Source organism: Methanocorpusculum bavaricum DSM 4179, assembly GCF_000430905.1.
Classification (GTDB): Archaea; Halobacteriota; Methanomicrobia; order Methanomicrobiales; family Methanocorpusculaceae; genus Methanocorpusculum; species Methanocorpusculum parvum.
In genome coordinates, this window is sequence record NZ_KE387270.1 from 44,290 (window position 1) to 69,399 (window position 25,110).

Below are 25,110 nucleotides of genomic sequence, written 5' to 3' on the forward strand. Positions count from 1 at the left end.
TTATGCTCGTCTCCGGTCTTCGGACCCGGTTTCGGGAAGAGGGGATCACCCCTTCGCTTGTTTTGGATTTTCAGCAGCATGTGATGGAGTTTTATGCGGCGAAGGGCCGGCATGATATGGAGTGGCGGCACACGGATGATCCGTATAAGATCCTGGTCTCCGAGGTCATGCTCCAGCAGACCCAGGTCCCGCGGGTCGCGGTGATCTATCCGAAGTTCATCGAGAAGTTTCCTGATATCTTCGCTCTCGCAAAGGCGGATCATGCGGATCTTCTCACGGCATGGCAGGGGATGGGGTACAACCGCCGGGCTTTGAATCTGCAGAAACTTGCCCGCGTTATCGCTGACGAATACGGCGGGAAGATCCCAAACGATCCGGCGGTCCTGCTGACCCTGCCGGGGATCGGGCCTGCCACATCCTGTTCGATCGCGGCGTTCGCGTTCGACCGGCCGGTCGTGTTCATCGAGACGAATATCAGAAGAGTGTTCATCCATTATTTTTTCGAAGAGGACCAGGCAGTCGATGACCGCGAGCTTTTGCCCCTTGTCTCGGCCATGCTTCCGGCAAACTCCCGGGAGTGGTACTGGGCGCTGATGGATCTTGGAACAGCGCTGAAATCAGCGGTGAAAAATCCGAATCAGCGGAGCCGTCAGTATACTAAACAGAAGAGTTTCGAGGGGTCCGACCGGCAGATCCGGGGCGGGGTGCTGAAACGGATGCTTGATCAGAAAAGCGGGATGCCGGAGTTGTTTGCAGAAGAGATGGACGAGGATCCGGAGCGTGTCCGCCGGATAATGGATGCTATGGCCGGCGAAGGTTTTTTTGTCAGGGAAGAGGGGGAGATCTACCGGCTGAAGACCGGCCGGTGATCCCTGATCCTGATTTTTTACAGTGCACAAAACGGCGCGAGTTTTCGGATGAGGTTTTCCACCTGGACGGCCGCAAGACCGGCGTAGGTCTCGGGCTGGAGGAGTTTTTTGATCTCATCGGCGGAGACATACGCAGTGACTTCCGGTTTATCCGCAAGAAGGCCGGCGAGCGGTATTTTTGCGGCGAGGGCTTCCATACTTGCTTCGCGGATGATCTCGTGGGCTTCCTGGCGCTTCATTCCGCGTTTGGTGAGTTCGATCATCACGGATTCCGCAAGATTGATCCCGTGGAGGTAGCGAAGATTGCGGCTTACTGCTTCGGTGTTGATCGTCAGGTTTTCCACGACCCCGGTCATGACATGAAGACAGTGGTCGCAGAGGATGCTTGTCTCGGGGAAGGTGATCCGCTCGGCGGATGAGTTGGTGAGATCCCTTTCATCCCATAGGGTGTTGTTCTGGAGGGCGGGTTCGACCATGCCGCGGACGATGCGGGCAAGACCGCAGACCTGTTCGCTTTTGATGGGGTTTCTTTTGTGGGGCATGGTGGATGAGCCGACCTGTTTTCTGGAGAAGTGTTCTTCGACTTCGCCGATCTCGGTTCTCTGGAGGGATCTGACTTCGATGCCGATCTTGTCCAGGGTGGTCGCGATGTTGGCGAGGAGGAAGATGTACTCGGCGTATCTGTCGCGGGAAATGACCTGGGAGGAGACGTCGACTGAGCCGATCCCAAGATACTTCATCATCTCGGCCTGTACTTCGATGCCGTGTTCGCCCATCGCCGCCATGGTTCCGACAGCGCCGGTCATCTGGCCGACGACGATCCGGGACCGGCTTTCCCGGAGCCGCTGGAGGTGCCGGGAGACTTCGGATGCCCAGATGGCGAACCGCAGTCCGTAGGTGGTAGGAACACCGTGCTGACCATGGGTCCGGGCTATGCAGATGAGATTTTTGGTTTCCCCTGCGCGTTTCAACAGCACGCTCATCAGGGTGGCAAGTTTCTTTTCGAGCAGGTCAGAGGCTTCTTTGAGCTGGAGGCCGGTCGCGGTGTCGAGGATGTCGTTGGAGGTGGCGCCGTAATGGATCCAGCGTCCGGCATCCCCGCAGACTTCGGCGATGGCCCGGGTGATGGCCATAGTGTCGTGGCTGATCTCTGCTTCTATTTCTTTTGCACGGATGCGTGAGGCGGATCCGGCGTTTTTTTCGATGACCGCGGCATCTTCAGCGGGGATCATGCCTACGATGCTTTGGGCATGGGCAAGGGCGACCTCGGCCCGGACGATGCAGGAAAACCGGTTGTCCTCACTCCATACACGTTTCATTTCGGGAGTTCCGTACCGGAAGTCTATCGGATGTATTGCCATAGTTGATGTAGTATTGGTTTTCTTTGGTTATGAGTTTGTGTGGCGGATCGACGGCGCAGCCGGCGATCTTAGCTGAGGCGGGGACCTTTAGGTCCCTTAGCGAAGCAAGTCGATAGACTTGCGACCAAATCTTTGATTTGCGAGTTTTCTCGCAGACCAGAGGTGAACGCACCTCTGCCGGCGAATTTTCTTTTCGTTAACACCTCTTTTTGTGAAATCAATATAATATGAAACAACAGAAAAACCCGCATGCTGGTGAGCGAAGCGAAATGGAGAGCAAACTGAAAGTTTGCGACGGGTTTTTTCTCATGTGTCCACACCCAACCTTACCCTTCCTGAGTTGGATTAAGGATAAAAACCGCGTAACTACTCTAAAAGAAAAAAAGATTTATTCCATGTGGAGTGCGCTTTCCGGGCACTCATCCACACAGGTTTCGCAGTCGACACATTCATCTGCGTTGATGACTGCTTTTTCATCGACAATTTCGATTGCTGCTGACGGGCAGATGTCCACACAGGTCGCGCATCCGGTACATTTTTCTTTATTTACTACTGCTGGCATGTTTGAATTTACCTCGTATAATTACCATATCTCTTATTCGAAGGGGAAATACATTTCGAGTTGCCGGGCATTAGAGCCCGAGGACCTCTTTCATAGTGTATAAACCAGGCGCCGCTGTCGGGGCCCATGCCGCAGCACGGATGGCCCCTCGTGCGAATACTGCCCTGTCATAGGCACGATGGCTCAGCTCGATCGTCTCATAATTCTGATGGAACTGGACCGTGTGGTCCCCGACCACATCCCCGCCGCGGATTACATGCACGCCGATCTCGTTTTTCCGCTCGGTCATACCCTCGCGTCCGTACATCTCCTCGCGTTTGCCGACCTCCTCCTGGATCACCTTCAGGATCGTCTTCGCCGTTCCGCTTGGAGCGTCCTTCTTGTGCCGGTGGTGCGCCTCGATCACCTCGATATCGTAATCGCCCAGGCGGGAAGCCGCATCACGGACCAGTTCCCAGAAAATGTTCACGCCGACACTGAAGTTCGTCGTTTTAACGACCGGGACATTCTTTATCGCGTCAAGCAGTTCTGCATCCTGCTCCGGCGTGAAACCCGTCGTGCCGATCACCAAAGCCACGCCTTTTTTCGCCGCGATCTTTGCATTGACCATCGTCGCGGCTGCAATGGTGAAATCGATCATCACATCAGGTCTGATCTGATCGATGAATGAAGCAAGATTCTCGGAGGAAACAACCGGCTTTCCAAGCACCGTCCCTTCCCGGATATCCACGCCGCCGACAAACTCCAGATCCGGGTTCTCGATGACCATGTTTGCGATCATGGTCCCCATTCTGCCGAATGCCCCGCAGATGATGACCTTAGTCATACCGGGAAAGCACCTCGCGAAGTACTGCTGAATTTGCCTCGCCAAGTGAATCCAGGGGGAGACGGACGTTGCCTGACTTGATAAGACCGCGGATCTCTGCCGCACGCTTGACCGGTACCGGGTTCACTTCCATGAAAAGAGCCTTCGAAAGATCCATCAGCTCATAATGCTTCTGCATTGCTGACTTCACGTCAGAGCGCTTGAACATCTCATACATCTCGACCATGCGCTTTGGTTCGATGTTGGCCGTGACCGAGATACATCCGTGACCGCCGACCGAAAGCACCGGAAGCGTCAGGGAGTCGTCACCTGAGGTGAGGATGAACGGATAATCGCGTTCAAGATCCTTGGTCCCCTGGATGATCGCCATCATCTGATCAAGATTTCCGCTTGCTTCCTTTACCGCGACGATATTTGGAATGGTCTTGACCATCTCAATGATCAGATCGGCGGGCAGGTTCTGACCCGTCCGTCCGGGGATGTTGTACACAATCACCGGCAGACCGATATCTGCGACCTTTCGATAATGCTTCAGCAGGCCGGATCTGTTCGGCTTGTTGTAATACGGGCTGATAAGAAGTACGCCGTCTGCGCCGGACATCTTGGCAGCGCGGGTCATCAGAAGAGCTTCCTCAGTGTTGTTGGACCCGGTTCCTGCGATGGCAGGAATACGGTTGCCGGCTGCAGAAACGGTTTCCTCAATGACACGGATATGCTCGGCATGTGTCATCGTTGCCGATTCACCGGTCGAACCGCATGCAAGCAGCCCGTGAACACCTCCGCGGATGACATGCTCGATGCAGTTTCTCAAACCGTCAATGTCGAGCGACTGGGACGCATCTTCATTGAACGGTGTGATGAGTGCAGGAATTACACCTTCAAACATAGTACATTACCTTTTGGTTGAACGAGATGATGTATTTTGCGCAGTCCGGACATCCGGATCAGGGAGAAGCCGGCCGATCGCGTATTCGTCTGCACGAAAACATATCTTGTTGAACGGTCAAAGTATCATGAATGGAAGATGTCTATATTGCCCGTGCCGGAGCGCAGTCAAAGAGCAGAAACACCGGGAATAAGATAAAAGCTCTCTGCACGGCCGCCGGCCTTGCAAATATGGTGAACCCGGGAGATCTGACCGCGGTCAAAGTCCACTTCGGTGAAGAGGGAAACGACGCGTTTGTAAACCCGATCCATGTCGCTTCGGTCGTAAAAGAGATCGAAGCGATCGGAGCAGGCCCTTTTCTGACCGATACCAATACCCTGTACCTCGGCGGCAGGAGAAACGCCGTCGATCATGCAAAGACCGCGGCGCTCCACGGATTCTGCTATCCGGTCTTCGACTGCCCGGTCATCATCGCCGACGGACTCCGCGGACAGAGCTTCACGCCCGTAGATGTCTACGGAAAACATTTTGACTCAGTCAAGATCGCCTCCGATATCGTCTCTGCAGACAGTATGGTCGTCGTGTCCCACTTCAAAGGCCATGAGGCCGCGGGATTTGGGGGAGCATTGAAAAATCTCGGTATGGGCTGCGCCTCAAACGAGGGAAAACGCGAGCAGCACACCACACGGCCAATGGTCCTCGAGGACCGGTGCATCCTCTGCGGAGCCTGTATGAATGCCTGCCCGGAATTTTGCATCAGCGTTGCAGGCAGTTCGATTTCCATCGATCTTGAGCACTGTATCGGCTGTCTGATGTGCATGAACACCTGTCCGGAACATGCGATCGACCTCGACTGGCAGGATGACGGGGTCGTATTCGTCGAACGGATGATCGAGTATGCGTCCGGAGCTGTTGGAAATAAGACCGGCAAGGCGTTTTACATCAACTTCTTAACCAACATCACCCCGCATTGTGACTGTACGCCGTGGAACGACATCCCGTTCGTTCCGGATATAGGGATCCTTGCCTCGATCGATCCGGTTGCTTTGGACAAGGCCTGTTATGACCTCGTGAACGCCGAAGAGGGCGTGTTCGGCAGCCTTCTCCCTGATCATCACCGACCGGGCGAGGAGAAGTTCACCCGGGTCTGGCCGGGAACCAGCCCGGAGCTGCAGATCTCGTATGCCGAAGAGATGGGTCTTGGCCGGGGCGAGTATCATCTGGTCGAGATCTGAGTCATTTTCAAGCGGGTTTTGTCCGGATCGATCCTACACATAATCTTATCAGTTTCAAAAATAAATTATGAAAACATCTATGGAAACACGGATCCGCCGAATCATTTTTGCTCTTGTCGTGACAGCGCTGATGCTCGGATCCCCCTATATTCCGTATTTGGGGGTTGTGGTCCTCGCTTTTGCCGCCGTCCTCTACTTCGCGGACAAAAGCCGGTATTTTGCGATCGGCGTCGGAGTGCTCGCCATCTTGTATCAGACCGGGCTCGTTCCCGTTTCCGCGCTGATCGGACCGCTGATGATGATCGTCTGGGGGGAGTATCTCCTCAAGATCTTCAGACATTTCAGTCATCCGCTGTTTCTTTACACGATCGGTTCTTCCGCGGCTCTTTTAGCGACGATGCTCTATACAAACGAGTTTCAGCCGCTTGTGGGCATCATCGCCGTAATCGTTCTTTTGATGCTCCGGAGCATCTTGAAAGACCGCGAGGACGGGTCGATGATAGGCCTTCTCGGGGTCGCGATGACCATCACGCTGTTTGAGGATCTGGAGTTCTTCGTTGATTACCAGACACTCGCCTTTGCAGTCGTTTTGTGTGCGGCGTTCGGCTACTTTGCCTACCGGGCGAAGACGATCGATATGAGCGGGGTCTTCACTGCGGTTTTGTTCGGCGTGATCCTCATCACCTTCGCCGGCGTGAACTGGTTCTTCGTTGTGATGCTGTTTTTCATTCTCGGGTCCCTGTTCACCAGGTTCCGGTATGCGGAAAAAGAGTTTCTGGGCGTTGCCGAGGGGAAAAAAGGCCGCCGCGGATATATGAACGCATTTGCGAATGCGGGAGTAGGGGTCTGCGGCGCCATACTTTACGGGATCACCGGAGACGTTATTTTTATCGCTCTGTTCCTTGGTTCTATTGCTACGGCCACGGCAGACACGCTTGCAAGCGAGATCGGTGTGACCGGAGGAACTCCGCGGATGATCACGACGCTGCGCCCGGTCCCGCCGGGAACAAACGGGGGGATCACCCTGACAGGCGAACTTGCCTGCCTGTTCGGGGCGGCCCTCATCAGCATCCTCGCATTCATCCTCGGGGTGGCTCCCTGGTATGTCTGTCTGATCGGCGCGGCGGCAGGATTTATCGGCACGAATCTTGACAGTCTCTACGGTGCTCTGATCGAAAACAAGGGTTTTATCGGGAACTCCGGGACCAATCTCCTCGCCACGCTTTCGGGCGGGATTTTAGCCATGCTTGTCTGCCTGGCTTTGGTCGCGGCCGGTCTCGTCTGAGTTATCTGACGAAAAGATCGCCGCCGTGGGCATCGATCCCGACGACGACCGGAAGATCGGTCAGTTTGATCTCCCAGATTCCTTCTGCCATGCCGAGTTCCGGATAATGACAGCCGGCAAGCTCCATGCACGAAGCGGCAAGAGCGGCGCATCCTCCCGTGAAGGCAAAATAGACTGCCCTTCCGCGAAGTTCTTCGCGGACGTTTGCGGACATCCCGCCTTTGCCGATCAGACCGCGGACACCTGCATCCAGCATGTGCTTTGTGAGATCGTTCATCCGTGCGGATGTTGTCGGGCCGGCGGCGACGACTTTATTCTGTGATTCGTCGATGACAGGGCCGCAGTGATAGATCACGGCACCTTTCGGATCGAAGGGGAAGCCCTCTTCTCTGATTTTGAGGTGGGCTTCATCCCGTGCGGTGTAGATGGTCCCGGAAAGGAGGACCCGGTCGCCGGCGCGGAGATCGAGCACCTCGTCGCCAAGGGGGGTCGTAAGCCGGATCATAGTTCCACCTCGACGACGCCGCGTCTTGAACACCAGCACTGGATATTTACGGCGATTGGGAGCGAAGCCGTGTGGCATGCCCCTTCTTTTACCTTGACGGCAAGACAGGTCGTGTCGCCGGCAAGCCCCATAACGCCGATGCCTAGCTGATTGATCGAATCGCATATCTTCTGTTCGAAGGGGGTCATGCTGTTTATCGGCGAGAGGAGCGCCTCTTTTGCAAAGGATGCGGCCGAGTCGAAGGTCCCGCCGATCCCGACCCCGACGACTATCGGAGGACACGGACGGGAGCCCGCATCTTTGACGACGGATCTCACAAACTCCGGGATTTTTTCGATCTCGGAAGGGAGCATCATTCTGATCTGGGACATGTTTTCCGAACCTGCTCCTTTGGGGAATACGGTGACCCGAAGTGTATCTCCCGGAATTATATGTATTGTCGGGATCCCAATCCCGGTATTGTCGCCTGAATTTTTCCGGGTGAGGGGATGGACCGCGTTTGGCCGGAGAGGGACGGATTTTGTTGCGAGACGGATCCCTTCGCTTACGGCATCATAGAGCTTCATTGAAAGCGGGACAGTTTCGGGAATGGTCAGGTAGATGACGAGGATCCCGGTGTCCTGACAGATGGGTATGTTCTTCTCCCGGGCGATCTGGAGATTGGCGAAGATATTTTCAAACTCGCCGCGTGCGGTCGGGTTGGTTTCTTTATTGTATGCAGTATGCAGCGCTTCCTCCACATCGGGCGGAAGGATCGTCTCGGCCTGGCGGATCGCCTGTTCCACGGCGGATGCAAGACGGTTGTAGAGGGGGTCCATGGTATATCTGTTTAGATGAGATAAGGATTAATGGTTTTCATTAAAAAAAGAGGCAGGACGTCGGATTCGTGTATGGGGTTTTGCGGGGAACACGCGTTTACAAACCATTAGTTTGCTCCGCTGGGTTTGGACGGATCCAACGTCCGGACCGCACTAGAAATTCTTATCCTCTTTTGACAACCATATTTATCCACTCATGCATCCGGCCGTCCAAACACTCAGAAATCACATCCGTGTTGAACATGTGATTTTTGCGACCCTGCTTCTCGCGATCGTTCTTCGATTCGCATTTCTGGATCTCAAACTCTTCCATCACGATGAGGCGATCCATGCCTGGTTCTCATATCAGCTCCTGACCACCGGCAATTATCTGTACGACCCGGTGTATCACGGGCCCTTCTTATACTATATCACCGCATCCATGTTCGCCGTCTTCGGCGACGCCGATTTTGTCGGCAGGATCCTTCCGGCGATCGCCGGATGTGCTCTGATCCCTCTCGTCTACTGGTTATACCGGCTCCGATATCTCAACGGCAAAGTCGCCGCAGCCTCCGCCCTCTTCCTTGCAGTAGCGCCGGAACTGGTGTATTTCTCCCGGTTTTTACGAAACGATATCTTCGTAGTTTTCTTCTCCCTCCTGCTGGTCGCTGCCTTCCTTGCCTGGCTCGATAAAAGCAAATGGTATTATTTAGCCCTCGCAGCCGCCGCCGGAGCTCTCGGCATGTGTTCCAAGGAAAATATGCCGCTCATCCTCGTCACCTTCGCCATATTCTTCCTCTATCTTCTCTGGACCAGAAAGATCACCCTTCCGGAAAAATGGATCCGTGATCTGATCATCGCGGCGGTCATCTTCTTCGGGATCATCTTCACGATGTATTCTTCATTCTGGACACATCCTGAAATGATCCTGCAGGCAGGCCCCCTCGCCATAGAACACTGGCTCGCGATGCACAACGAACAGCGGATCGCCGGGCCGCCGGTCTTTTATCTCCTGATGTTCATCCTCTATGAACTGCCGATCCTTCTCCTCGCTTTGGCAGGCGTCGTCCTCTTCCTTGTGACCGGCAAAAAACGGCCGTCTGCAAAAGACGAGGAGCAAGAGCAGGAAAAACAGGAACACGATGATCCGGAACAAAAAGAGACAAAGAAGACGTTCTCCTTTGTGTCTTTGTTCCGCCGGCCGGCCGTTCCCGCATCCATCGACAAAAAGACCGAGTTCATGCGGTTTGCCGTCTACTGGACCCTCATCGCATGCCTGACCTACGCTTACATCGGTGAAAAAGTTCCCTGGCTCTCCCTCCATCAGCTGGTTCCGATGATCTTCGTCGCGGCGTTCGCCCTCACTTTCACCGGAAAATACTGGAAGATCCTGCTTGCAGTCTGCGCTGTTCTCCTGTTTGCGATGACCTGCTATGTGGCATACACACCGGCAGATATCGCCGAGCCGATCATTCAGGTCCAGAACTCCGAAGATCTCGTCCCGCTCATGGCCGCGATCGATGCTTCAGAGAGGGTCGCTCTTGCAACCGATCAGGCCTGGCCGTTCATGTGGTATTACCGCGGGGATGCCTGGGATATATTCTCCTATTACGGAGGAAAGAAGGATGCTTCCACCCTTCTGTCCGGAAACTTTGACATCATCATTACCCATGATGATGAAAGTTACGACTCTCTGGCCGGGTACACGAAAGAAACGATCCGGCTGAACTACTGGTTTGATCATTCGGGGACGGGAGAGGATCCAGGCTGGATCCCCTACTACTTCACCCGTGCAGGCAAGATCGGCAGTTACAACTTCGACATCTTCACCAGAAGTCCGGTCTGACCGGACAAATCACGTAACTACTAAGACTCTCCCCGCCAATATAGATACATCTATAGGGAAATGTACATGGAACAGGGCATCGTGGAACTGGAAGAACTGCGCAGCAGATTACTGGATCTGACACTCCGCAACAATCTGCTGAACTATAAACCGTCTCCCGGCAGATCGATCGAGGTCATCGAATGTGATCCGGCAGAGATCTACCGCATCCTTGTTCTCGACGAAAAGGGGATGAAGTTTTATCCGGCAGGCAAGGCGGCAAAAAGCGACCCGGAAGATAAACGCATCTGGAAGTATCCGACATTTTCCAAAACGGCGAAGTATGCCGATCTTATTCTCAATACCCCCTATACCGATATCGAACTCCGCAAAAAACTGTACAGTCTCCAGACCAAAAGCAGAACGGTCTTCGAGGAGCAGGGATATCCGGTGCTTTATCTATCGCTCGGATTGGTTGAGTGGACCGAGCGTGACTGCCCGGCAAAACCGTTCAGGGCCCCGCTGCTTCTGATCCCGGTGGAACTGGAACGCCAGAAGATCAAAGAGAATTATACGCTTCGCTGGACCGGGGAGGATCCTACGCTTTCCTTATCCCTGATCGCAAAACTTGCCGAACAGGGAGTTATCCTGCCGGATATGGGTCATCCGGAGACGATTGAGGAGATCACTGCCTACTTTACCCTGATCCGTGAGACGGTCGCAGAAAAAAGCTGGGTTTTTATGCCGGGCGTCACGCTGGATCTTTTCAGTTTCCGCAAATTTGTGATGTTCAAGGATCTGGATCCGGCAAGCTGGGCAGGGGTCTCTCCTCTTGAAACGAATCCGCTGATCAAACGGATCTTCCATCCCCAGACAGATGATGATCCTTCCCCGCCGTTTTTGGAGAATGAGATGGATCTGCGTCTTCCAAGTGAACGCTGTTTCAATATTCTGGACGCGGACTCTTCGCAAATCGCGGTGATCGAGGAGGCAAAGGCTGGGAAAAATCTCGTGGTCGAAGGGCCGCCCGGCACCGGTAAAAGTCAGACGATCGCAAACATGATCGCCGAGATGCTGGCTGCCGGAAAAACCGTACTCTTTGTCAGTGAAAAGATGGCGGCACTTGAGGTGGTAAAAAGACGGCTGGATACGGCAGGCCTTTCTCCGTACTGTCTCGAACTTCACAGCCAGAAAGCAAAGAAGTCTGAGTTCATCCGTGAGCTGGAGAAGAGTGTGCGTCATCCTTCGCCGGAAACGTCAGGTTCGGATCCGGGACACAGCCAAATCGATTCGCTGCGGACAGAGCTGAGCGGCTATTGTGATGAGTTGAAGACCCCGATCGGCGCGTGCGGATTCACGCCGTATGATCTGTTCGGGATCCGCGAACAATACCGGTACGAGTTCGAAAACAGCCCTCACCGGAAAAACTACCGGCTCCTAAAGATCCCGGTCGAGGATCCAGTTGAGATGACCCCGGATGAATACAAAAACGCTATCTCTGCTTTGCAGGAGATTGCGGCATATCTTCCGGTGATTCAGCAAGACGGCGGAGCCATTACTGATCATCCGTGGGCAATGACCAGCCCAGGACTGATCCTGCCGAGTGATCAGGATGAGATCCGTGACCTGGTGATTCAGTATCAGGAAAGGATCCAGGATCTTCAGACAGTGATGCGGGCAATCGCCGATCTGACAGACGTTCCAGTTCCCCGCAGTGAGACCGAGGTTCCCCGCCTGATCGAGACCTGCCGGTTTCTCCTGAAAGGGTATCCGGTGACGCTGGATGTTTTGAAAAATCCGTTGTGGGGAAATCAGGCTGAGCTGAAACGGCTTATCGCGACCATGCAGGATCTCTATAATCACAGTACCCGGATCCTGACTAATCTGAGTCCGGAGATCTTTTTGCGAAATCCTGCTCGTTTGTACTCCGAGTTTCTCGCATATGACGGGAAGGGGATGATCGGAAAAATGTTCTCCGGGGCGTATAAGAAGCTGAAGTCCGAGATTGCCGGCTATTATGTCGGACCGATGCCGGATGACGCCGGAATACTTGCCGATCTGAAGGATGCCAGGAATTATCTGACGGCACGGGACGAGTGGGAGCAGGAAAAAGCAGTGTATCTTTCGCTTTTTGCACCGGTCTGGAAGGATGAATACACCGATCCTGCATCTCTTCGTGCATATACGGAATGGATCCAGGCGGTTTTGACGATGGTGCAGGAAGGACTGATCACTCCGCATACCATCGATCTGCTTTGTTCCGGGGAGATCGCACGCGATTCACTGACACAGCTGTTTCAAGATCTTGAGGCAACGGTGATTGCGCAAAGCGAGGCGAGGGATCAGCTCTTTGCCCGTCTTTGTGTGACCGACCTCGGAACAGAGCAGACATTTGCGTCGATGCGCAAACTCACCGACATCTGGATCACGGAGATCGACCGGCTGAGTGAGTGGAGCACCCTGCTGACCTATGCGGAGACCTGTGAAAAGACGAAGGCAGCAGCTGTTTTGCCTCTGCTTTTCACGGACAAGCTGTCTGCCGAGGCGCTTATCCCGGCATTTCTTACCGGCTATGCGGACGCCCTTTTGAAAGAGGCATATAATGTCCGCCCGCTTCTTGCGCGGTTTGCCCAGGCACCTCATGAACAGAAGATCAGGACATTTTCCGAGTATGACCGGGCGGCGATCGCGGCAAATGCGGCGAGGATCGCCGAAAGGCTGGACCGTTCGATGCCGGAGATCTACACGGGCGCCTCCCGTGACTCGGAGATGGGCGTTCTGACCGGCGAGTTCAACAGAAAACGCGGTCATATGTCGATTCGGACACTGATGACAAAGGCGGGAGGACTTATCCAGCAGATCAAACCCTGTTTCATGATGAGTCCTCTTTCGGTCGCCCAGTATCTGGACCCTCACGCGGTAAAGTTTGACATCATCATCTTCGATGAGGCCAGTCAGGTCAGACCCGAAGATGCGCTTGGCGCTTTGATGCGCGGAAGGCAGCTTGTCGTGATGGGCGATTCACGCCAGCTTCCGCCGACGACGTTCTTTGATCAGATCGCAGGTCAGGATGAGGATGATGAGGAATCGGTCGCCGGAATCGGAGATATGGAGAGTCTTCTGCATGTCTGCAAACAGTCGTATCCAACAAGGAGGCTCCGGTGGCATTACCGATCCCGGCATGAATCCCTTATCGCAGTATCCAATGAGGAGTTCTATGACGGAAGTCTGATGGTGTTCCCTTCGCCGCGGCATGAAACCCAGGATCTGGGACTTTCGTTCATCCATCTGCCGGATACTATTTATGAACGGGGCAGGTCGGGCGTCAACAGAGGTGAGGCACAGGAGGTTGCCCAGGCCGTGATCTCGTATTATCAGAAGTTCCCGGATAAGACCCTCGGTGTTGCGACCTTTTCGACCCGTCAGCAGGAGATCATCCGCCATGAGGTGGACATTCTGCTCCGCGATCATCCGGAGGTCGAGATGCTGATGAGGCCTGCAAACGGCGAGCATTTCTTTGTGAAGAATCTGGAAACGGTCCAGGGCGATGAGCGCGACACGATGCTCATCAGTATCGGCTACGGATTCGATGAGAATCACCGGCTTTCCCGAAACTTCGGGCCGCTGAATCAGGCAGGCGGCGAGAGACGGCTGAATGTTCTGATCACCCGTGCGCGGGAACGATGTGTGGTGTTTTCGAACTTCCGCGGCGCCGATCTCCATATCGAGCCTGAGTCTTCTTCAGGGATCGCGGCTCTCTCAAGATTCCTTACTTATGCTGAGGACCGGTCTTCGCTGAGATGCAGTTCATTCTCCGGAGCTGCTGATGAATCTGCATATTTCCCGGATTCCGTCGCCGTTATGCTTGAGGATAACGGATACAGTGTTTCCAGAAACATCGGGTGTGCCGGGTTCAGGATCGATATCGCCGTTATGGATCCCCAGGACCCGGGCGTGTATCTGGCCGGGATCCTCTGTGACGGGCCCAATTACTGGTCTTCAGAGGTGACGCGCGACCGCGACCGGTTGCGTCTCCAGGTTCTTGAAGGGCTCGGCTGGCATCTGATCAGGATCTGGTCTGCGGAGTGGTTCCAGCATCCGGTTTCCTGCACGAAGATCCTTCTTGATTTCCTCGCTGAGCCGCAAAGACCCCCGGAGCCGGCAGTTTTGCCAAAGAACACGGAAACGGAAACAGAAACGGAAAATGAAGCGGCATCCCCCTCTCTGGAAAAAGAAGAGCCGGCCACGGTCAAACCGCCGGTGTATGCAAAGGTCAAAATCGAGCCGTATGTGTTCTGCACCGAGTGTGATCTTGCCAAGTATCATCAGTTCAAATCCGTCCCGGATCCGGTCCTTACAACGGCGATCATGCAGATCATTTCCGTTGAAGGGCCGGTGTCGCTGAACGTTCTGTATACCAGGATCAAGGAGCTTGGCCGCGTCCCGAAGATGACGCCGGCGATCAAGAATAAGATCACGGCTCTTCTGACAGAAGAGGTGCAGGCCGATCGTCTGACGGTGGATGAAGAGGGATTTTATTCCGTCCCTCTCAAAGAGATCGCAGCACGCGAGCGGCCGGCGAAGTGGTCCTGCGATGACGTGCCGCTTTCAGAGATCGGCCGTGCGGCTGAGGTCATTCTTGGGAAACAGTTTGCCACGCCAAAATCGGATCTGATCCGTCAGACAGCTCTCGTCCTCGGATTCAAACTGACTGCGCAGGTAAAATCCAGGGTGGAGAACGGGATCGATGCAGCGATCACCGCGGGGACGATTCTAATCGAGGGAGATAAACTCGTCCAGGCATCTGCAGAATAGTTCCACACCTTTTTTCTGATGGCAGGTTCAATAAAATACGTAACAGTCTTTTAAATTTTTAGATACTATGTTTGAATCGATTTCCGCAGTAACGAACTCCGCAGGGTATCTCCTGGAAGGAGTGGGGGTGACCCTTCTTTTAGTGGGCCTCTCCCTATTTATCGGGTTCATCTGCGGGATCGTTCTGACTCTCGGCCAGGTCTACGGTCCGGCTCTGGTCCGCAGGTTCGTCGGCGTCTATGTCTGGTTTTTCCGCGGGCTGCCAAATATCGTCCTGCTGTTTCTGTTTTACTTCGCGCTCTTCCCGTTCATGGGCTTTGATATGCCGGCATTCGGCGTTGCCGTGACCGTGTTAGGTCTCAGAAGTGCGGCCTATCAGTCGCAGATCTTCCGGGGAGCGATCCAGTCATTATCCGAAGGACAGATGCTTGCCGCACGTTCGCTTGGCATGACCCGCTGGCAGGCGATCCGCTCGATCGTTCTGCCTCAGTCTCTTCGTCTTTCCCTTCCCGGCTGGTCGAACGAGTATCCGGTTCTGCTGACGGACTCTTCGGTTGCCTATGTGATCGGGGTGGCTGAACTTCTTACACGGACGAGTCAGGTGATCTCCCGGACAGGCGAGCCGATGATCCTGTATCTCTCCTGCGCGGTAATATTTATATTGCTGAATTACGGTGGCATGATGATCATTCAATATGTGGAAAAGAAAGTCCGGATCCCGGGATTCGGCAACAATGAGGCTGAGTGTTTATGAGTGACATTCCCATTCTCAAAGTCGAGAACCTCTGTAAATCGTACGGCGATCTTGATGTTCTGAAATCCGTCTCGTTCGAGGTGCACAAAGGAGAAAAAAAGGTTTTCGTCGGCCCGTCGGGAACCGGAAAATCCACGCTTCTCCGGTGCATCAACCAGCTGACCGCTCCGGACAGCGGTTTTGTGTATCTGAACGGCGAGGAGATCGTTCATTCCGGAAAAAAGATCAATGCATACCGGCAGAAGATGGGCATGGTCTTTCAGAACTTCAACCTTTTCGATCATCTGACGGCCGTCAGAAACGTGGAACTTGCCCTCCTGAAAGTGAAAAAGATGGACAGGAAGTCTGCACGCGAGAAGGCGATGTATGAGTTGGAACAGGTCGGTATGGCCGACCGTGCGGACTTTTATCCGGCGCAGCTGTCAGGAGGCCAGGCCCAGCGGGTTTCTATCGCCCGGGCACTTGCCATGGATCCTGAGGTCATGCTTTTTGATGAACCCACCTCGGCTCTTGATCCGGAACTGAAGCGTGAGGTGATGGAGGTGATGCGGACCCTTGCAGCGCAGGGAATGACCTGTATCGTCGTTACGCATGAGATGAAGTTTGCAACCTCGTTTGCGACCGAGATCTACCTGATGGAGAAGGGAGAGATCGTTGAACACGGACCGCCGTCGGAGATCCCGACAAGCCCGAATTTTGTAAAGACGCGTGCGTTTATGGGCAGTTACGCAGACGAGTGATATGGATAATCTGACCAGTACCCCGGTGCCTTCTGACGGGCCGATCGGATTTTTCCAGAGTATGCTGGACTCGATCATCTCCCAGATCCCGTTCTGGCAGGACATTCTGCTCCCTGCTCTCTGGGATGGGTTATGGGTGACGATGCAGCTTGTGATCATGACGGCTCCCCTCGGATTTCTGCTTGGTCTTCTGGTGGCCGTATCCAGAGTCTACGGGCCCGCCCCGGTCAAATGGCTGGCTCAGCTGTATGTGATATTTTTCCGCGGATGTCCGCTTTTGGTTCTGCTGTTCATTCTGTACTTTGGTCTGCCGTCTATAGGAATTGTTTTAGGATCGTTTATGTCTGCCCTTGTCGGATTTATTTTATGTAACTCGGCTTATAACTCCGAGTATCTCCGGGGAGCACTTCAGTCGATCAAGCGCGGTCAGCTGCTCGCGGCAAGATCTCTTGGCATGACGAAGGCACAGGGTGTTCTGTATGTGGTGGTCCCGCAGGCACTCCGCCGTGCCCTTCCCGGCGTCTCAAATGAGTTCATCTATCTGATTAAATACTCGTCACTTGCGTACGTGGTCGCGGTTATCGAGCTTACCGGTGCGGCAAAAATCATTGCCAGCAAGTATTTTATGTACTTCGAGGCGTTTGCAGCAGTCGGCATCTTCTATCTGGTTCTTGTGACGATCACGACGTTTGGGGTCACCTGGCTTGAGAAAAAATATGCGATACCGGGTGTGTCGGGCGCTGCTGTGAAAACTGAAAAAGGGCAGTAAATCCACTTTACAATTATTTAAATACTTTTTATGCCAATTCTCTTTCATGACATTATCAGTTGATGTTATAGATAAGCTTGCTGCGCTGATCACCGCAGCTTTTGGTTTGGTTGCGGCTCTTGCATGGAATACCGCGATCCAGGCAGTTTTTAAGGAAATTTTTGGAGACCAGAGCAGTATCCCGGCAATGCTCGGTTATGCCGGTTTTGTGACGATCATTGCGGTCGTCTTCACGATCTGGATCGGGTATGTCGCGAACAAGACAAAGGATAAGGTCGTGAAAGACAAGAAGGAGTAATTTTACCCAATTCTTTTTTTGTCAGGCATGCGTTACTAGTAGTATGCGTGTTTGTTGTGCTCAGCTGACCCAGGTTTGGGATGATGTGGATGCGGCTTTTTTGAAGGCTGATACTTTTCTTAGCGGAAAAGCAGGTATAGCGGATATGGCGGTGTTTTCCGAGCAGTTTGCAACGGGGTGGCGGCCCGCGCCCGCTCAGGTCTCAGGTGAGGATGTGAAAAATCGGTGGCTTGCCCTTGCAGCGAAGCATAATGTGTGCGTTGTCGGTTCCTATCAGAAAACAAAGGCCGGAGGCCTGCCGCAGAATACGATGCTTGTGTGCGGGCCGTCGGGGGAGATCATTGCCGAGTATTCGAAGATGTATTTATTCGTTCCCGGAAAAGAGGATCGGTGTTTTTCACCCGGTGCCGAGCCGGTGACATTTACTTACGGCGGTGTGAAGTTCGGGTGTGCGATCTGTTTTGATCTGCGGTTTCCTGAGTTGTTTCGCGCGTATCTGAAGATGGGGTGTGAGTGTGTTCTGGTTCAGGCAGCCTGGCCTGCGGCCCGTGTTTCAGACTGGGAGCTTCTGCTTCGGGCGCGGGCGCTCGAGAATCGCGGGTTTGTTATCGGGGCTGCATGTATGGGGTATGATCCCGTTTCGGGTACGGATTACTGCGGGCGGAGTATGGTGTGTGATTATGAGGGGCGAGTGATCAGTGATGGAGGCGTGTTTGAGGGGGAGTGTGGGGGGGACGTGGATGTGGAGGGGGTCAGGGAGATGAGGAGAGTGTGGGGTATTGACGCAATTTCATAATCCCACAGACGTAATATATTGTCAGTAAATTATGGCGACAGAAACACCCTTGGTTAGTGCAGTAATTCCTGTTTACAATGGTAGTAATTATTTACGGGAAGCTATTGACTCTGCATTAAATCAGACATATCCCAATATTGAAATTCTAGTAATTGACGATGGTTCAACTGATGATACATGGGAAATAATTCAGTCATATGGGCATAAAATACGAGGAATCCATAAGAAAAACGGAGGGGTTTCCAGTGCACTCAATCTTGGAATTCAGAATATGCGGGGTGAGTGGTTTGCATGGCTGAGTCATGATGATCTTTGGCTTCAGGAAAATATTGAGAAAAAAATCAGGTTTATTCTGGAGAATCCAGGAGGCGGAGTGTATTATGGAGGATATTCATACATTAATCCAAAACATGAGATACTATATGGAAATAATGGATGTTGGTATCCATCTGGAGAAAATTTACGTAGAATGTTGAGATCCGGAAATTATATTCATGGGATTACTGCGCTTGTTCATAGAGAATGTTTTGAGAGAGTGGGAATGTTTGATGAGGGCCTCCGATGTACGCAGGATTATGAAATGTGGTTTAGAATTGCAACAGAATATGCAACCTATCTTCTTCCCCAGCGTCTTGCTCAAACTAGAATTCATCCGGAACAAATTGGAAACGTTAGCCGGAATCACTGTGCATTAGAGTTTGATAATACCCGAAAGAACCTGTTGACAATGGTTTCAAAAGATGATTTGTTTCCAACAAAAAACAAAGGTATTGCAAAATTGTATTGTAATGTTTATACGAAATACCTTAGTTTCTGTGTTAGATGGAACATTCCTTCATTACGAGATGGATTATTTTCATTCAGTAAAAAAATACTGCCGAAATCGTTCATTTGTAATATTGTTCGTATGATGGATAAAGGAGAGTAGTTTTATATTATCCGGTGAACGTATAATGAATGAAAAGTCAACATCTCTACAGGAAAGAGACATGAGCAGTACAAACGGGAACAGAAGTTACAAAGATGCATTAGACAACAAAACCATCCTAGTGACCGGCGGAACCGGCTCCTTTGGTCATCAGGTCGTTGAGAAGATCCTTGAGGTCGCCAACCCCAACGAGATCATCATCTTCAGCCGCGACGAAAAGAAGCAGTTTGATATGAGGAATGAGTTCCAGAACGACAAACTCACCTTTATTGTCGGAGATGTTCGGGACAAAGACTCTGTTACGAAAGTCATGAAAAACGATGTTGACTATGTCTTCCACGCAGCAGCCTTAAAGCAGGTCCCATCCTGTGAGTTTTTCCCGCTTGAAGCGATCAAAACAAATATCCTTGGTGCTTCCAATGTTCTTGACGCCGCCGAGGAGCAGAATGTCGAGAAAGTCGTCATTCTCAGCACCGATAAAGCTGTTTACCCCATCAATGCGATGGGTATGACCAAGGCACTCATGGAAAAACTCATGCTTGCCAAGGCACGTTCGTCTCGTTCCGAGACTATCTTTTGCGGAGTCCGTTATGGAAATGTCATGTACTCCCGCGGCTCTGTCTTTCCACTCTTTTTAGAGCAGATGCAGCGTGGTCTTCCAATCACTGTTACCGAGCCGAATATGACGCGCTTCCTTCTTCCGCTCCCGGTCGCGATCGACCTTGTGCTCTTTGCTATGGCAAATGGTGAGAACGGCGACATCCATGTCCGGAAATCGCCTGCGGCCACCGTTCAGCATATGGCTGAGGCAATGAGAGATTTATTCAAACCTGATACCGAGATCAAATCGATTGGTATTCGAGAAGGAGAAAAAATGCATGAGACCCTGGTGACCCGCGAAGAACTCATGAAAGCAGTGGAGTATGATGATTACTACCGGATCCGGAATCTGGAAAAGATCGATTACGACAAATACTTCTCCGAAGGAAAATCGGTCCCTGTTCCAACAGAAGATTACAACTCATTCAATACCAGACGCTTAAGCCTCGACGAGACCAAGGAACTTCTGCTCTCCCTTAGGGAAATACAGGAAGCACTTAAACACCCGATCGTATGAAACTCAGAGTCGGCATAACCGGACAGAACGGCTTCATCGGTTATCACGCAGTGCAGCAGCTCCGCTTATTCCCGGAAAAATATGAAATAATCCCCTTTAAAAAGGAATACTTCAATGATCCTGCCGGACTGCAGCAGTTTGTGAAAAGCTGCGATGCTGTCATCCATCTTGCTGCCATGAACCGCGGTGATGAAAAAGAGATCTATGCAACCAATATCTCACTCGTCAAAAAACTCATCGCTGCGATGGGCACAGTCGGTGTCACACCGCATATTCTCTTTTCCTCCTCCACGCAGGAAACCAGAGGCAATCTCTATGGCAACTCAAAGAAAGAAGGAGCCGAGCTGTTTGCAGCATGGGCAGAAAAGAACCATGCGGTCTTTTCGCACTTTGTTATCCCGAATGTATTCGGGCCGTTCAGCAGACCATATTACAACACCGTTGTTGCAACCTTCTGCCATCAGCTGACCCACAAAGAGACGCCGAGAGTTGATGTCGACGCTGCGATGAATCTGATTTATGTAGGCGATCTGGCAAAAGAGTTCATCGCTCATCTGCATGATGAAACATCAGCCGTCATCTCCCCGATGCCGGTAACTGAGATCAATGTCAGTGGCCTGCTTGCCAAGCTGGACGTGTTCAAGGCATGGTATTTTGAAAAGGGGATGATTCCAACCTTACGTAACCGTTTCGATGTCAACCTCTTCAATACCTTCCGCAGTTTTGCAAACGATATCATACCCATCTATCCGGAGTTGCGTAACGATCTGCGGGGAACCTTTGTCGAGGTCATGAAGGAGATGACAGGGGGACAGACATCGTTCTCAACGACCGTGCCGGGTATAACACGCGGGAATCATTATCATCTGCGAAAGATCGAACGGTTCTGTGTAGTCAAAGGCAAAGCACTGATTCAGACGCGGCGTGTTGGAACCGACATCGTGAATGAATACGAAGTAAGCGGAGAAAAACCAGCGTTTATTGATATGCCGATTTATTACACACACAACATCAAAAATATCGGCAATGAGGATCTCCTGACAATTTTCTGGATTAATGAGCTCTTTGATCCGAACGATCCTGACACCTATTTAGAGGCAGTATAAATGAAAAGCAAACTGAAAGTCATGACCATCATCGGCACCCGCCCGGAGATCATCCGCTTGGCTTGTGTCATGCAGGAACTGGACAAGTATGTGAATCAAGTCATCGTTCACACCGGCCAGAATTATGATTACGAGCTGAATGAGATCTTCTTCAAGGAACTGGAGATTAGGAAGCCGGACTACTTCATGAACGTCGACACCTCCTCGCTTGGAAATGTCTTAGGCGGTATCCTCATCAAAGCAGAAGAGATCATGCGGGCAGAACGACCTGACGCAGTCCTCATTCTTGGAGACACCAACAGCAGTATTGCCGGCATTATGGCCAAGCGGCTGAAGATCCCGATCTATCATATGGAGGCTGGAAACAGATGTTTTGACTTTAATGTCCCCGAGGAGATCAATAGGAGGATCATCGATCATATTGCCGACTTTAATCTGGTCTACACCGAGCATGCAAGGAGGCATCTGCTATCCGAAGGACTGCAGCACAGGAGAATTTATTTGACGGGGTCGCCGATGTTTGAAGTTCTCCACAAGTATGAAGACCGGATTATGGGTTCAAAGATTCTTGAGGAGCTGGGTCTTACAGATCAGATGTATTTTGTCGTGAGTGCTCACCGGGAGGAGAATGTGGATAATCCGGCGCATCTGCAGAGCATCTTAACTGTCCTGAATACCCTTGCAAAGGAGTATGATGTCCCGGTGATCGTCTCGACGCATCCGCGTACACGCAAGCGGCTGGAGAGCTTATCTGGTATTGAGATGGACTCCCGCGTGCGGTTTTTGAAACCGTTCGGGTTCTTTGATTATGTGCATCTGGAGATGCATGCCCTTTGTTCTATCTCGGACAGCGGGACGATTTCTGAAGAAGCGGCAGTGATGAAGTTTCCTGCGGTGACGATTCGTGAAGCAATCGAGCGGCCGGAGGCGCTGGATACGGGTTCCATCATTATGACGGGGCTGGATGCGAACGTAGTGCTGGCTTCTATTGCTTTGGTGATGGATAAGCATGGAGCGGATGCAAAGCGGCAGGCACCGGCTGAGTATGAGGTTGCGAATACGTCGGAGCGGGTGATTAAACTGGTGCTGGGAACGGCAGGGCTGAGCAATGGGGGGGGGGGGATTAATTAAAAATAATTTTCTTGAAGAAAGCTATAACACATCAATTGATATTTTCTCGAAAACATCAATATATGAATTCAGCGTCAAATTATATACATCAACTTTTTTGTATGCAGCATATTGGCTGGAATAATAAAATTCTTCCATTGTTTTATAGTAATAACCAGCATATTTGTAATACTCTCCTTTTTTAAGATCTCCTTTGGCCGTAAGATTTACTTTCTCAACACCATAAAAATGTACAGATTCAAGATACACATTATTGTTTTCATCTACAAAAAGTTCTCGATGCCAATCACTATCAACACCACACAAATATACAGTCTTCGCATTGCCAGTAATACAAAAATATAATGCCGCAAGAATGACATTCTGGAATCCAAAGTTTGCCTTATTTTTAGAATATAATGTATATTTCCAATATTTACCAAAATATTCCAAATTATTTAGAGATATCATTTTTATATGTGTATTTTTAAGAGCAGGTAGCTCTTGGTGCGCCAAACAGATATATGTCATGTCCCAATCGACCTTATTTAATGCATTAATTAATGCTTCGTTTTCTATGGATGCCGCATTCTGATCACTATAGAAAAATGGGTCTATTGCACAATAATATTTTGGACGTATTTTAAAAAAATCTTCATTTTGTGAGGCAAAATAATTTACACATAGGATAGAGATCCCTTTTTTTGAAACATACTCCAAATCTATCTCTTTTGCACTAGGACCGTTGCCAACGACAAGGATTCTTTCATTACATAGGGGGGGGAGGAGAGATACCTTATCCCCACCAATTATAAAAACAATCCTTGTTAACAAATATTTAATTATCTCTTCCAGATTAACAAGAGTAGCTAATCCTACCTTACCAAGGGCAACAATTTTCTGATTCATATATATATGCATCCTCTTTTTTTGTTTCACGTATAAATAATTCAATGTTCTCGAAAAGATCAGCATGACTCCGAATCCAGTCCAATGGTTTATCCCACCATGAATAATTTATTAGATATTTTATCTGTTCATCAGTAAATCGTTTTTTTATTATTTTTGCAGGAATACCGCCAACTATCGAGTACGGATCAACATCCCGTGTAACAACAGCACCTGCGGCTACAATTGCTCCATCTCCTATTTTAACACCTTCAATAATCTGTACTCTCTCACCAATCCAAACATCGTTTCCAATAATTACAGAATATTTATTGTTACTGTCCGCATAACGAAATTCTGAAAATTTTTGAGTGGTTACAAAGGTCGCACCATTTTGCTTTAGCAGAGAGAAAAACATTGGATTTATTGATACAAATGTGTGGGTTGGATGTTCCCCAGAAATCACACTTACATGTTCAGCAATACAGCTAAAGCGCCCAATTTTTGTGTGGGGCAATTTTGTGTATGATGCAATATATGATCCGAATCCAATATCACCTGTAAAATGTGTAAATTTATTAATTACATTCTGTCCCTCAAAATGAGTATTCGCATCAATTGTCGACATTATTTTTAAAATGATGTTTTGGGATTGGGATTTAGATTTATGTTTTATCCAAATTTGATTTATTAGGTTTATCATGTTGTAGTTTAATTGTATTGATGTAAAATTATTTAGTTTCATCTCCCCTATGATCTCTTAAAATATACTGAAAGGGAAACTAAATTAGAGTATCTCTAACATTTTTTCGACAGGAAATACTTTTATCTCCTTATGTTGCACCCAATATAGAGGGACTTTCAGCAGCTTTGGTCTCAACCAGGCATATCACAATCGTTATGAAAAACTTGGCGACCGCCTATCCGATGTTGGTAATACACTTGATTGAAATGTTTTTCGCTCGCTTCTTGAATCCTAGTATGCAAATAAATCCGACAAGGGCGGTAATCTTAATGTCGACGTAACACTCATGTTCAAGATTCAGCTTCTGGAAGTCTGGTATAGTCTATCTGATTTCGCCGTTGAACGTGAAATGTATGATTGTCTCTCCTTTTGGCAGTGTAAGTGAGTGCATTAGCCTGAAATGGTGAGCAAGACCGTGTCTTATGAGTGTTTCGGTTGTCCTGATAAAATACCTGAAAATTCTACGATTTGGTTATTTCAGGAGTGTATATTTCAACCCGACGTTGACAGATTGGTTTAGGAGGAACTTCAGAGACAACTTGACCTGAAAGGTCTCAAAATTGAACAAGGTAGTGAGCAAGGAGAAGCCTTTGTTTCCGACTTGGGCTTTCACCCCTCGCGTTGCTTCTGGATGCAACGTTCATCTATGCTTCTCTGGATCATGCTGCCAAAGATACTTTCCTTCGGTTGGAAGTCAAAACTCATCGAAATAAAGAGGGGAATGTCACGTAAAAACGTAATGATTCAGTATGGATATATTCTTCACACAATTATGGATATAGTTCCTGAACTGATACAACGACCTCAAATTTACATGATAATCTGGTTGATCTCTCCTATGTGAAGAGGCAGTATATTGGGAACATGGATATCAGAGAGCACTGAGTCATCCG

The 25,110-nt window shown here is 50.7% G+C and carries 22 protein-coding genes; 14 read left to right on the top strand and 8 right to left on the bottom strand.

Going from position 1 to position 25,110, the window contains the following annotated elements; genetic code table 11:
* Window positions 1-2: 2 nt before the first annotated feature.
* Window positions 3-869, top strand: coding sequence for an HhH-GPD family protein (locus H575_RS08065; RefSeq protein WP_042700580.1), 867 nt, complete (start codon window positions 3-5; stop codon window positions 867-869).
* Between the two features lie 17 nt (window positions 870-886).
* On the opposite strand, the gene purB is transcribed toward H575_RS08065, so the two are convergent.
* The 4 genes from purB to dapA form a co-directional block, all read right to left on the bottom strand.
* A complete protein-coding gene (gene purB / locus H575_RS08070) occupies window positions 887-2,230 on the bottom strand; it encodes an adenylosuccinate lyase (RefSeq protein WP_042700583.1) in 1,344 nt (447 codons plus the stop codon).
* A gap of 388 nt (window positions 2,231-2,618) precedes the next feature.
* Window positions 2,619-2,792 (bottom strand): indolepyruvate ferredoxin oxidoreductase subunit alpha, encoded by a 174-nt coding sequence (locus H575_RS08075; protein WP_042700585.1) that lies wholly within the window; start codon window positions 2,790-2,792, stop codon window positions 2,619-2,621.
* A gap of 70 nt (window positions 2,793-2,862) precedes the next feature.
* Window positions 2,863-3,618: a 4-hydroxy-tetrahydrodipicolinate reductase gene (gene dapB / locus H575_RS08080; RefSeq protein ID WP_042700588.1), complete on the bottom strand. Its 756-nt coding sequence runs from the start codon at window positions 3,616-3,618 to the stop codon at window positions 2,863-2,865.
* Complete coding sequence (gene dapA, locus H575_RS08085) at window positions 3,611-4,504, bottom strand: 4-hydroxy-tetrahydrodipicolinate synthase (RefSeq protein WP_042700590.1); 894 nt, start codon at window positions 4,502-4,504, stop codon at window positions 3,611-3,613. Before dapA ends, dapB begins: the two co-directional genes overlap by 8 nt.
* Window positions 4,505-4,635: 131 nt before the next feature.
* Between dapA and H575_RS08090 the strand changes: the two genes are divergently transcribed.
* Both H575_RS08090 and H575_RS08095 read left to right on the top strand, forming a co-directional pair.
* Window positions 4,636-5,739 (top strand): DUF362 domain-containing protein, encoded by a 1,104-nt coding sequence (locus tag H575_RS08090; RefSeq protein WP_042700593.1) that lies wholly within the window; start codon window positions 4,636-4,638, stop codon window positions 5,737-5,739.
* A gap of 67 nt (window positions 5,740-5,806) precedes the next feature.
* On the top strand, window positions 5,807-7,024 hold the full coding sequence (locus H575_RS08095; RefSeq protein ID WP_052320033.1) for a TIGR00297 family protein: 1,218 nt from the start codon (window positions 5,807-5,809) through the stop codon (window positions 7,022-7,024).
* 1 nt (window position 7,025) lies between these two features.
* Here the strand turns inward: H575_RS08095 and H575_RS08100 are convergent, their stop codons facing one another.
* Together H575_RS08100 and H575_RS08105 are read right to left on the bottom strand one after the other, a co-directional pair.
* Entirely contained in the window at window positions 7,026-7,529 is a 504-nt protein-coding gene (locus H575_RS08100; protein WP_042700596.1) for a FumA C-terminus/TtdB family hydratase beta subunit, read from the bottom strand.
* Window positions 7,526-8,347: a fumarate hydratase gene (locus tag H575_RS08105; RefSeq protein ID WP_042700598.1), complete on the bottom strand. Its 822-nt coding sequence runs from the start codon at window positions 8,345-8,347 to the stop codon at window positions 7,526-7,528. Before H575_RS08105 ends, H575_RS08100 begins: the two co-directional genes overlap by 4 nt.
* A gap of 196 nt (window positions 8,348-8,543) precedes the next feature.
* On the opposite strand from H575_RS08105, the gene H575_RS08110 reads away from it, so the two are divergent.
* The 11 genes from H575_RS08110 (at window position 8,544) to wecB (ending at window position 22,605) form a co-directional block, all read left to right on the top strand.
* A complete protein-coding gene (locus H575_RS08110) occupies window positions 8,544-10,172 on the top strand; it encodes a flippase activity-associated protein Agl23 (protein WP_042700601.1) in 1,629 nt (542 codons plus the stop codon).
* Between the two features lie 66 nt (window positions 10,173-10,238).
* The gene (locus tag H575_RS08115) at window positions 10,239-14,966 is read left to right on the top strand and encodes a DUF3320 domain-containing protein (protein ID WP_052320034.1); all 4,728 of its coding nucleotides are present in this window, start codon (window positions 10,239-10,241) and stop codon (window positions 14,964-14,966) included.
* A gap of 67 nt (window positions 14,967-15,033) precedes the next feature.
* On the top strand, window positions 15,034-15,720 hold the full coding sequence (locus tag H575_RS08120) for an amino acid ABC transporter permease (RefSeq protein ID WP_042700604.1): 687 nt from the start codon (window positions 15,034-15,036) through the stop codon (window positions 15,718-15,720).
* Window positions 15,717-16,460: an amino acid ABC transporter ATP-binding protein gene (locus H575_RS08125; RefSeq protein WP_042700605.1), complete on the top strand. Its 744-nt coding sequence runs from the start codon at window positions 15,717-15,719 to the stop codon at window positions 16,458-16,460. Before H575_RS08120 ends, H575_RS08125 begins: the two co-directional genes overlap by 4 nt.
* A gap of 1 nt (window position 16,461) precedes the next feature.
* Window positions 16,462-17,229, top strand: a complete 768-nt coding sequence (locus H575_RS08130) for an amino acid ABC transporter permease (protein ID WP_081406715.1) — start codon at window positions 16,462-16,464, stop codon at window positions 17,227-17,229.
* 46 nt (window positions 17,230-17,275) lie between these two features.
* Window positions 17,276-17,527 (top strand): DUF5654 family protein, encoded by a 252-nt coding sequence (locus H575_RS08135; RefSeq protein ID WP_042700609.1) that lies wholly within the window; start codon window positions 17,276-17,278, stop codon window positions 17,525-17,527.
* A 43-nt stretch (window positions 17,528-17,570) separates the two neighbouring features.
* Window positions 17,571-18,323, top strand: a complete 753-nt coding sequence (locus H575_RS08140) for a nitrilase-related carbon-nitrogen hydrolase (RefSeq protein WP_081406716.1) — start codon at window positions 17,571-17,573, stop codon at window positions 18,321-18,323.
* A 31-nt stretch (window positions 18,324-18,354) separates the two neighbouring features.
* Window positions 18,355-19,251: a glycosyltransferase gene (locus H575_RS08145; protein WP_052320036.1), complete on the top strand. Its 897-nt coding sequence runs from the start codon at window positions 18,355-18,357 to the stop codon at window positions 19,249-19,251.
* A gap of 61 nt (window positions 19,252-19,312) precedes the next feature.
* Window positions 19,313-20,368: a polysaccharide biosynthesis protein gene (locus tag H575_RS08150; RefSeq protein WP_052320037.1), complete on the top strand. Its 1,056-nt coding sequence runs from the start codon at window positions 19,313-19,315 to the stop codon at window positions 20,366-20,368.
* Window positions 20,365-21,474 (top strand): polysaccharide biosynthesis C-terminal domain-containing protein, encoded by a 1,110-nt coding sequence (locus H575_RS08155; RefSeq protein WP_042700613.1) that lies wholly within the window; start codon window positions 20,365-20,367, stop codon window positions 21,472-21,474. The genes H575_RS08150 and H575_RS08155 overlap by 4 nt, the downstream gene beginning before the upstream one ends.
* Window positions 21,475-22,605 (top strand): non-hydrolyzing UDP-N-acetylglucosamine 2-epimerase, encoded by a 1,131-nt coding sequence (wecB, locus tag H575_RS08160; RefSeq protein ID WP_042700616.1) that lies wholly within the window; start codon window positions 21,475-21,477, stop codon window positions 22,603-22,605.
* Between the two features lie 21 nt (window positions 22,606-22,626).
* Here the strand turns inward: wecB and H575_RS08165 are convergent, their stop codons facing one another.
* Both H575_RS08165 and H575_RS09680 read right to left on the bottom strand, forming a co-directional pair.
* A complete protein-coding gene (locus H575_RS08165) occupies window positions 22,627-23,493 on the bottom strand; it encodes a hypothetical protein (protein WP_042700618.1) in 867 nt (288 codons plus the stop codon).
* Window positions 23,465-24,217 (bottom strand): CatB-related O-acetyltransferase, encoded by a 753-nt coding sequence (locus tag H575_RS09680; RefSeq protein ID WP_052320038.1) that lies wholly within the window; start codon window positions 24,215-24,217, stop codon window positions 23,465-23,467. Before H575_RS09680 ends, H575_RS08165 begins: the two co-directional genes overlap by 29 nt.
* Between the last annotated feature and the right edge of the window lie 893 nt (window positions 24,218-25,110).

Coding starts and splice junctions, on each gene's coding strand:
- H575_RS08140 (WP_081406716.1), top strand. CDS start 17,571: ATGCGTGTTTGTTGTGCTCAGCTGACCCAGGTTTGGGATGATGTGGAT.
- H575_RS08100 (WP_042700596.1), bottom strand. CDS start 7,529: ATGATCCGGCTTACGACCCCCCTTGGCGACGAGGTGCTCGATCTCCGC.
- dapB (WP_042700588.1), bottom strand. CDS start 3,618: ATGACTAAGGTCATCATCTGCGGGGCATTCGGCAGAATGGGGACCATG.
- wecB (WP_042700616.1), top strand. CDS start 21,475: ATGAAAAGCAAACTGAAAGTCATGACCATCATCGGCACCCGCCCGGAG.
- H575_RS08155 (WP_042700613.1), top strand. CDS start 20,365: ATGAAACTCAGAGTCGGCATAACCGGACAGAACGGCTTCATCGGTTAT.
- H575_RS09680 (WP_052320038.1), bottom strand. CDS start 24,217: ATGAAACTAAATAATTTTACATCAATACAATTAAACTACAACATGATA.
- H575_RS08075 (WP_042700585.1), bottom strand. CDS start 2,792: ATGCCAGCAGTAGTAAATAAAGAAAAATGTACCGGATGCGCGACCTGT.
- H575_RS08165 (WP_042700618.1), bottom strand. CDS start 23,493: ATGAATCAGAAAATTGTTGCCCTTGGTAAGGTAGGATTAGCTACTCTT.
- H575_RS08115 (WP_052320034.1), top strand. CDS start 10,239: ATGGAACAGGGCATCGTGGAACTGGAAGAACTGCGCAGCAGATTACTG.
- purB (WP_042700583.1), bottom strand. CDS start 2,230: ATGGCAATACATCCGATAGACTTCCGGTACGGAACTCCCGAAATGAAA.
- H575_RS08145 (WP_052320036.1), top strand. CDS start 18,355: ATGGCGACAGAAACACCCTTGGTTAGTGCAGTAATTCCTGTTTACAAT.
- H575_RS08110 (WP_042700601.1), top strand. CDS start 8,544: ATGCATCCGGCCGTCCAAACACTCAGAAATCACATCCGTGTTGAACAT.
- H575_RS08150 (WP_052320037.1), top strand. CDS start 19,313: ATGAGCAGTACAAACGGGAACAGAAGTTACAAAGATGCATTAGACAAC.
- H575_RS08090 (WP_042700593.1), top strand. CDS start 4,636: ATGGAAGATGTCTATATTGCCCGTGCCGGAGCGCAGTCAAAGAGCAGA.
- H575_RS08120 (WP_042700604.1), top strand. CDS start 15,034: ATGTTTGAATCGATTTCCGCAGTAACGAACTCCGCAGGGTATCTCCTG.
- H575_RS08130 (WP_081406715.1), top strand. CDS start 16,462: ATGGATAATCTGACCAGTACCCCGGTGCCTTCTGACGGGCCGATCGGA.
- H575_RS08105 (WP_042700598.1), bottom strand. CDS start 8,347: ATGGACCCCCTCTACAACCGTCTTGCATCCGCCGTGGAACAGGCGATC.
- H575_RS08135 (WP_042700609.1), top strand. CDS start 17,276: ATGACATTATCAGTTGATGTTATAGATAAGCTTGCTGCGCTGATCACC.
- H575_RS08125 (WP_042700605.1), top strand. CDS start 15,717: ATGAGTGACATTCCCATTCTCAAAGTCGAGAACCTCTGTAAATCGTAC.
- dapA (WP_042700590.1), bottom strand. CDS start 4,504: ATGTTTGAAGGTGTAATTCCTGCACTCATCACACCGTTCAATGAAGAT.
- H575_RS08065 (WP_042700580.1), top strand. CDS start 3: ATGCTCGTCTCCGGTCTTCGGACCCGGTTTCGGGAAGAGGGGATCACC.
- H575_RS08095 (WP_052320033.1), top strand. CDS start 5,807: ATGAAAACATCTATGGAAACACGGATCCGCCGAATCATTTTTGCTCTT.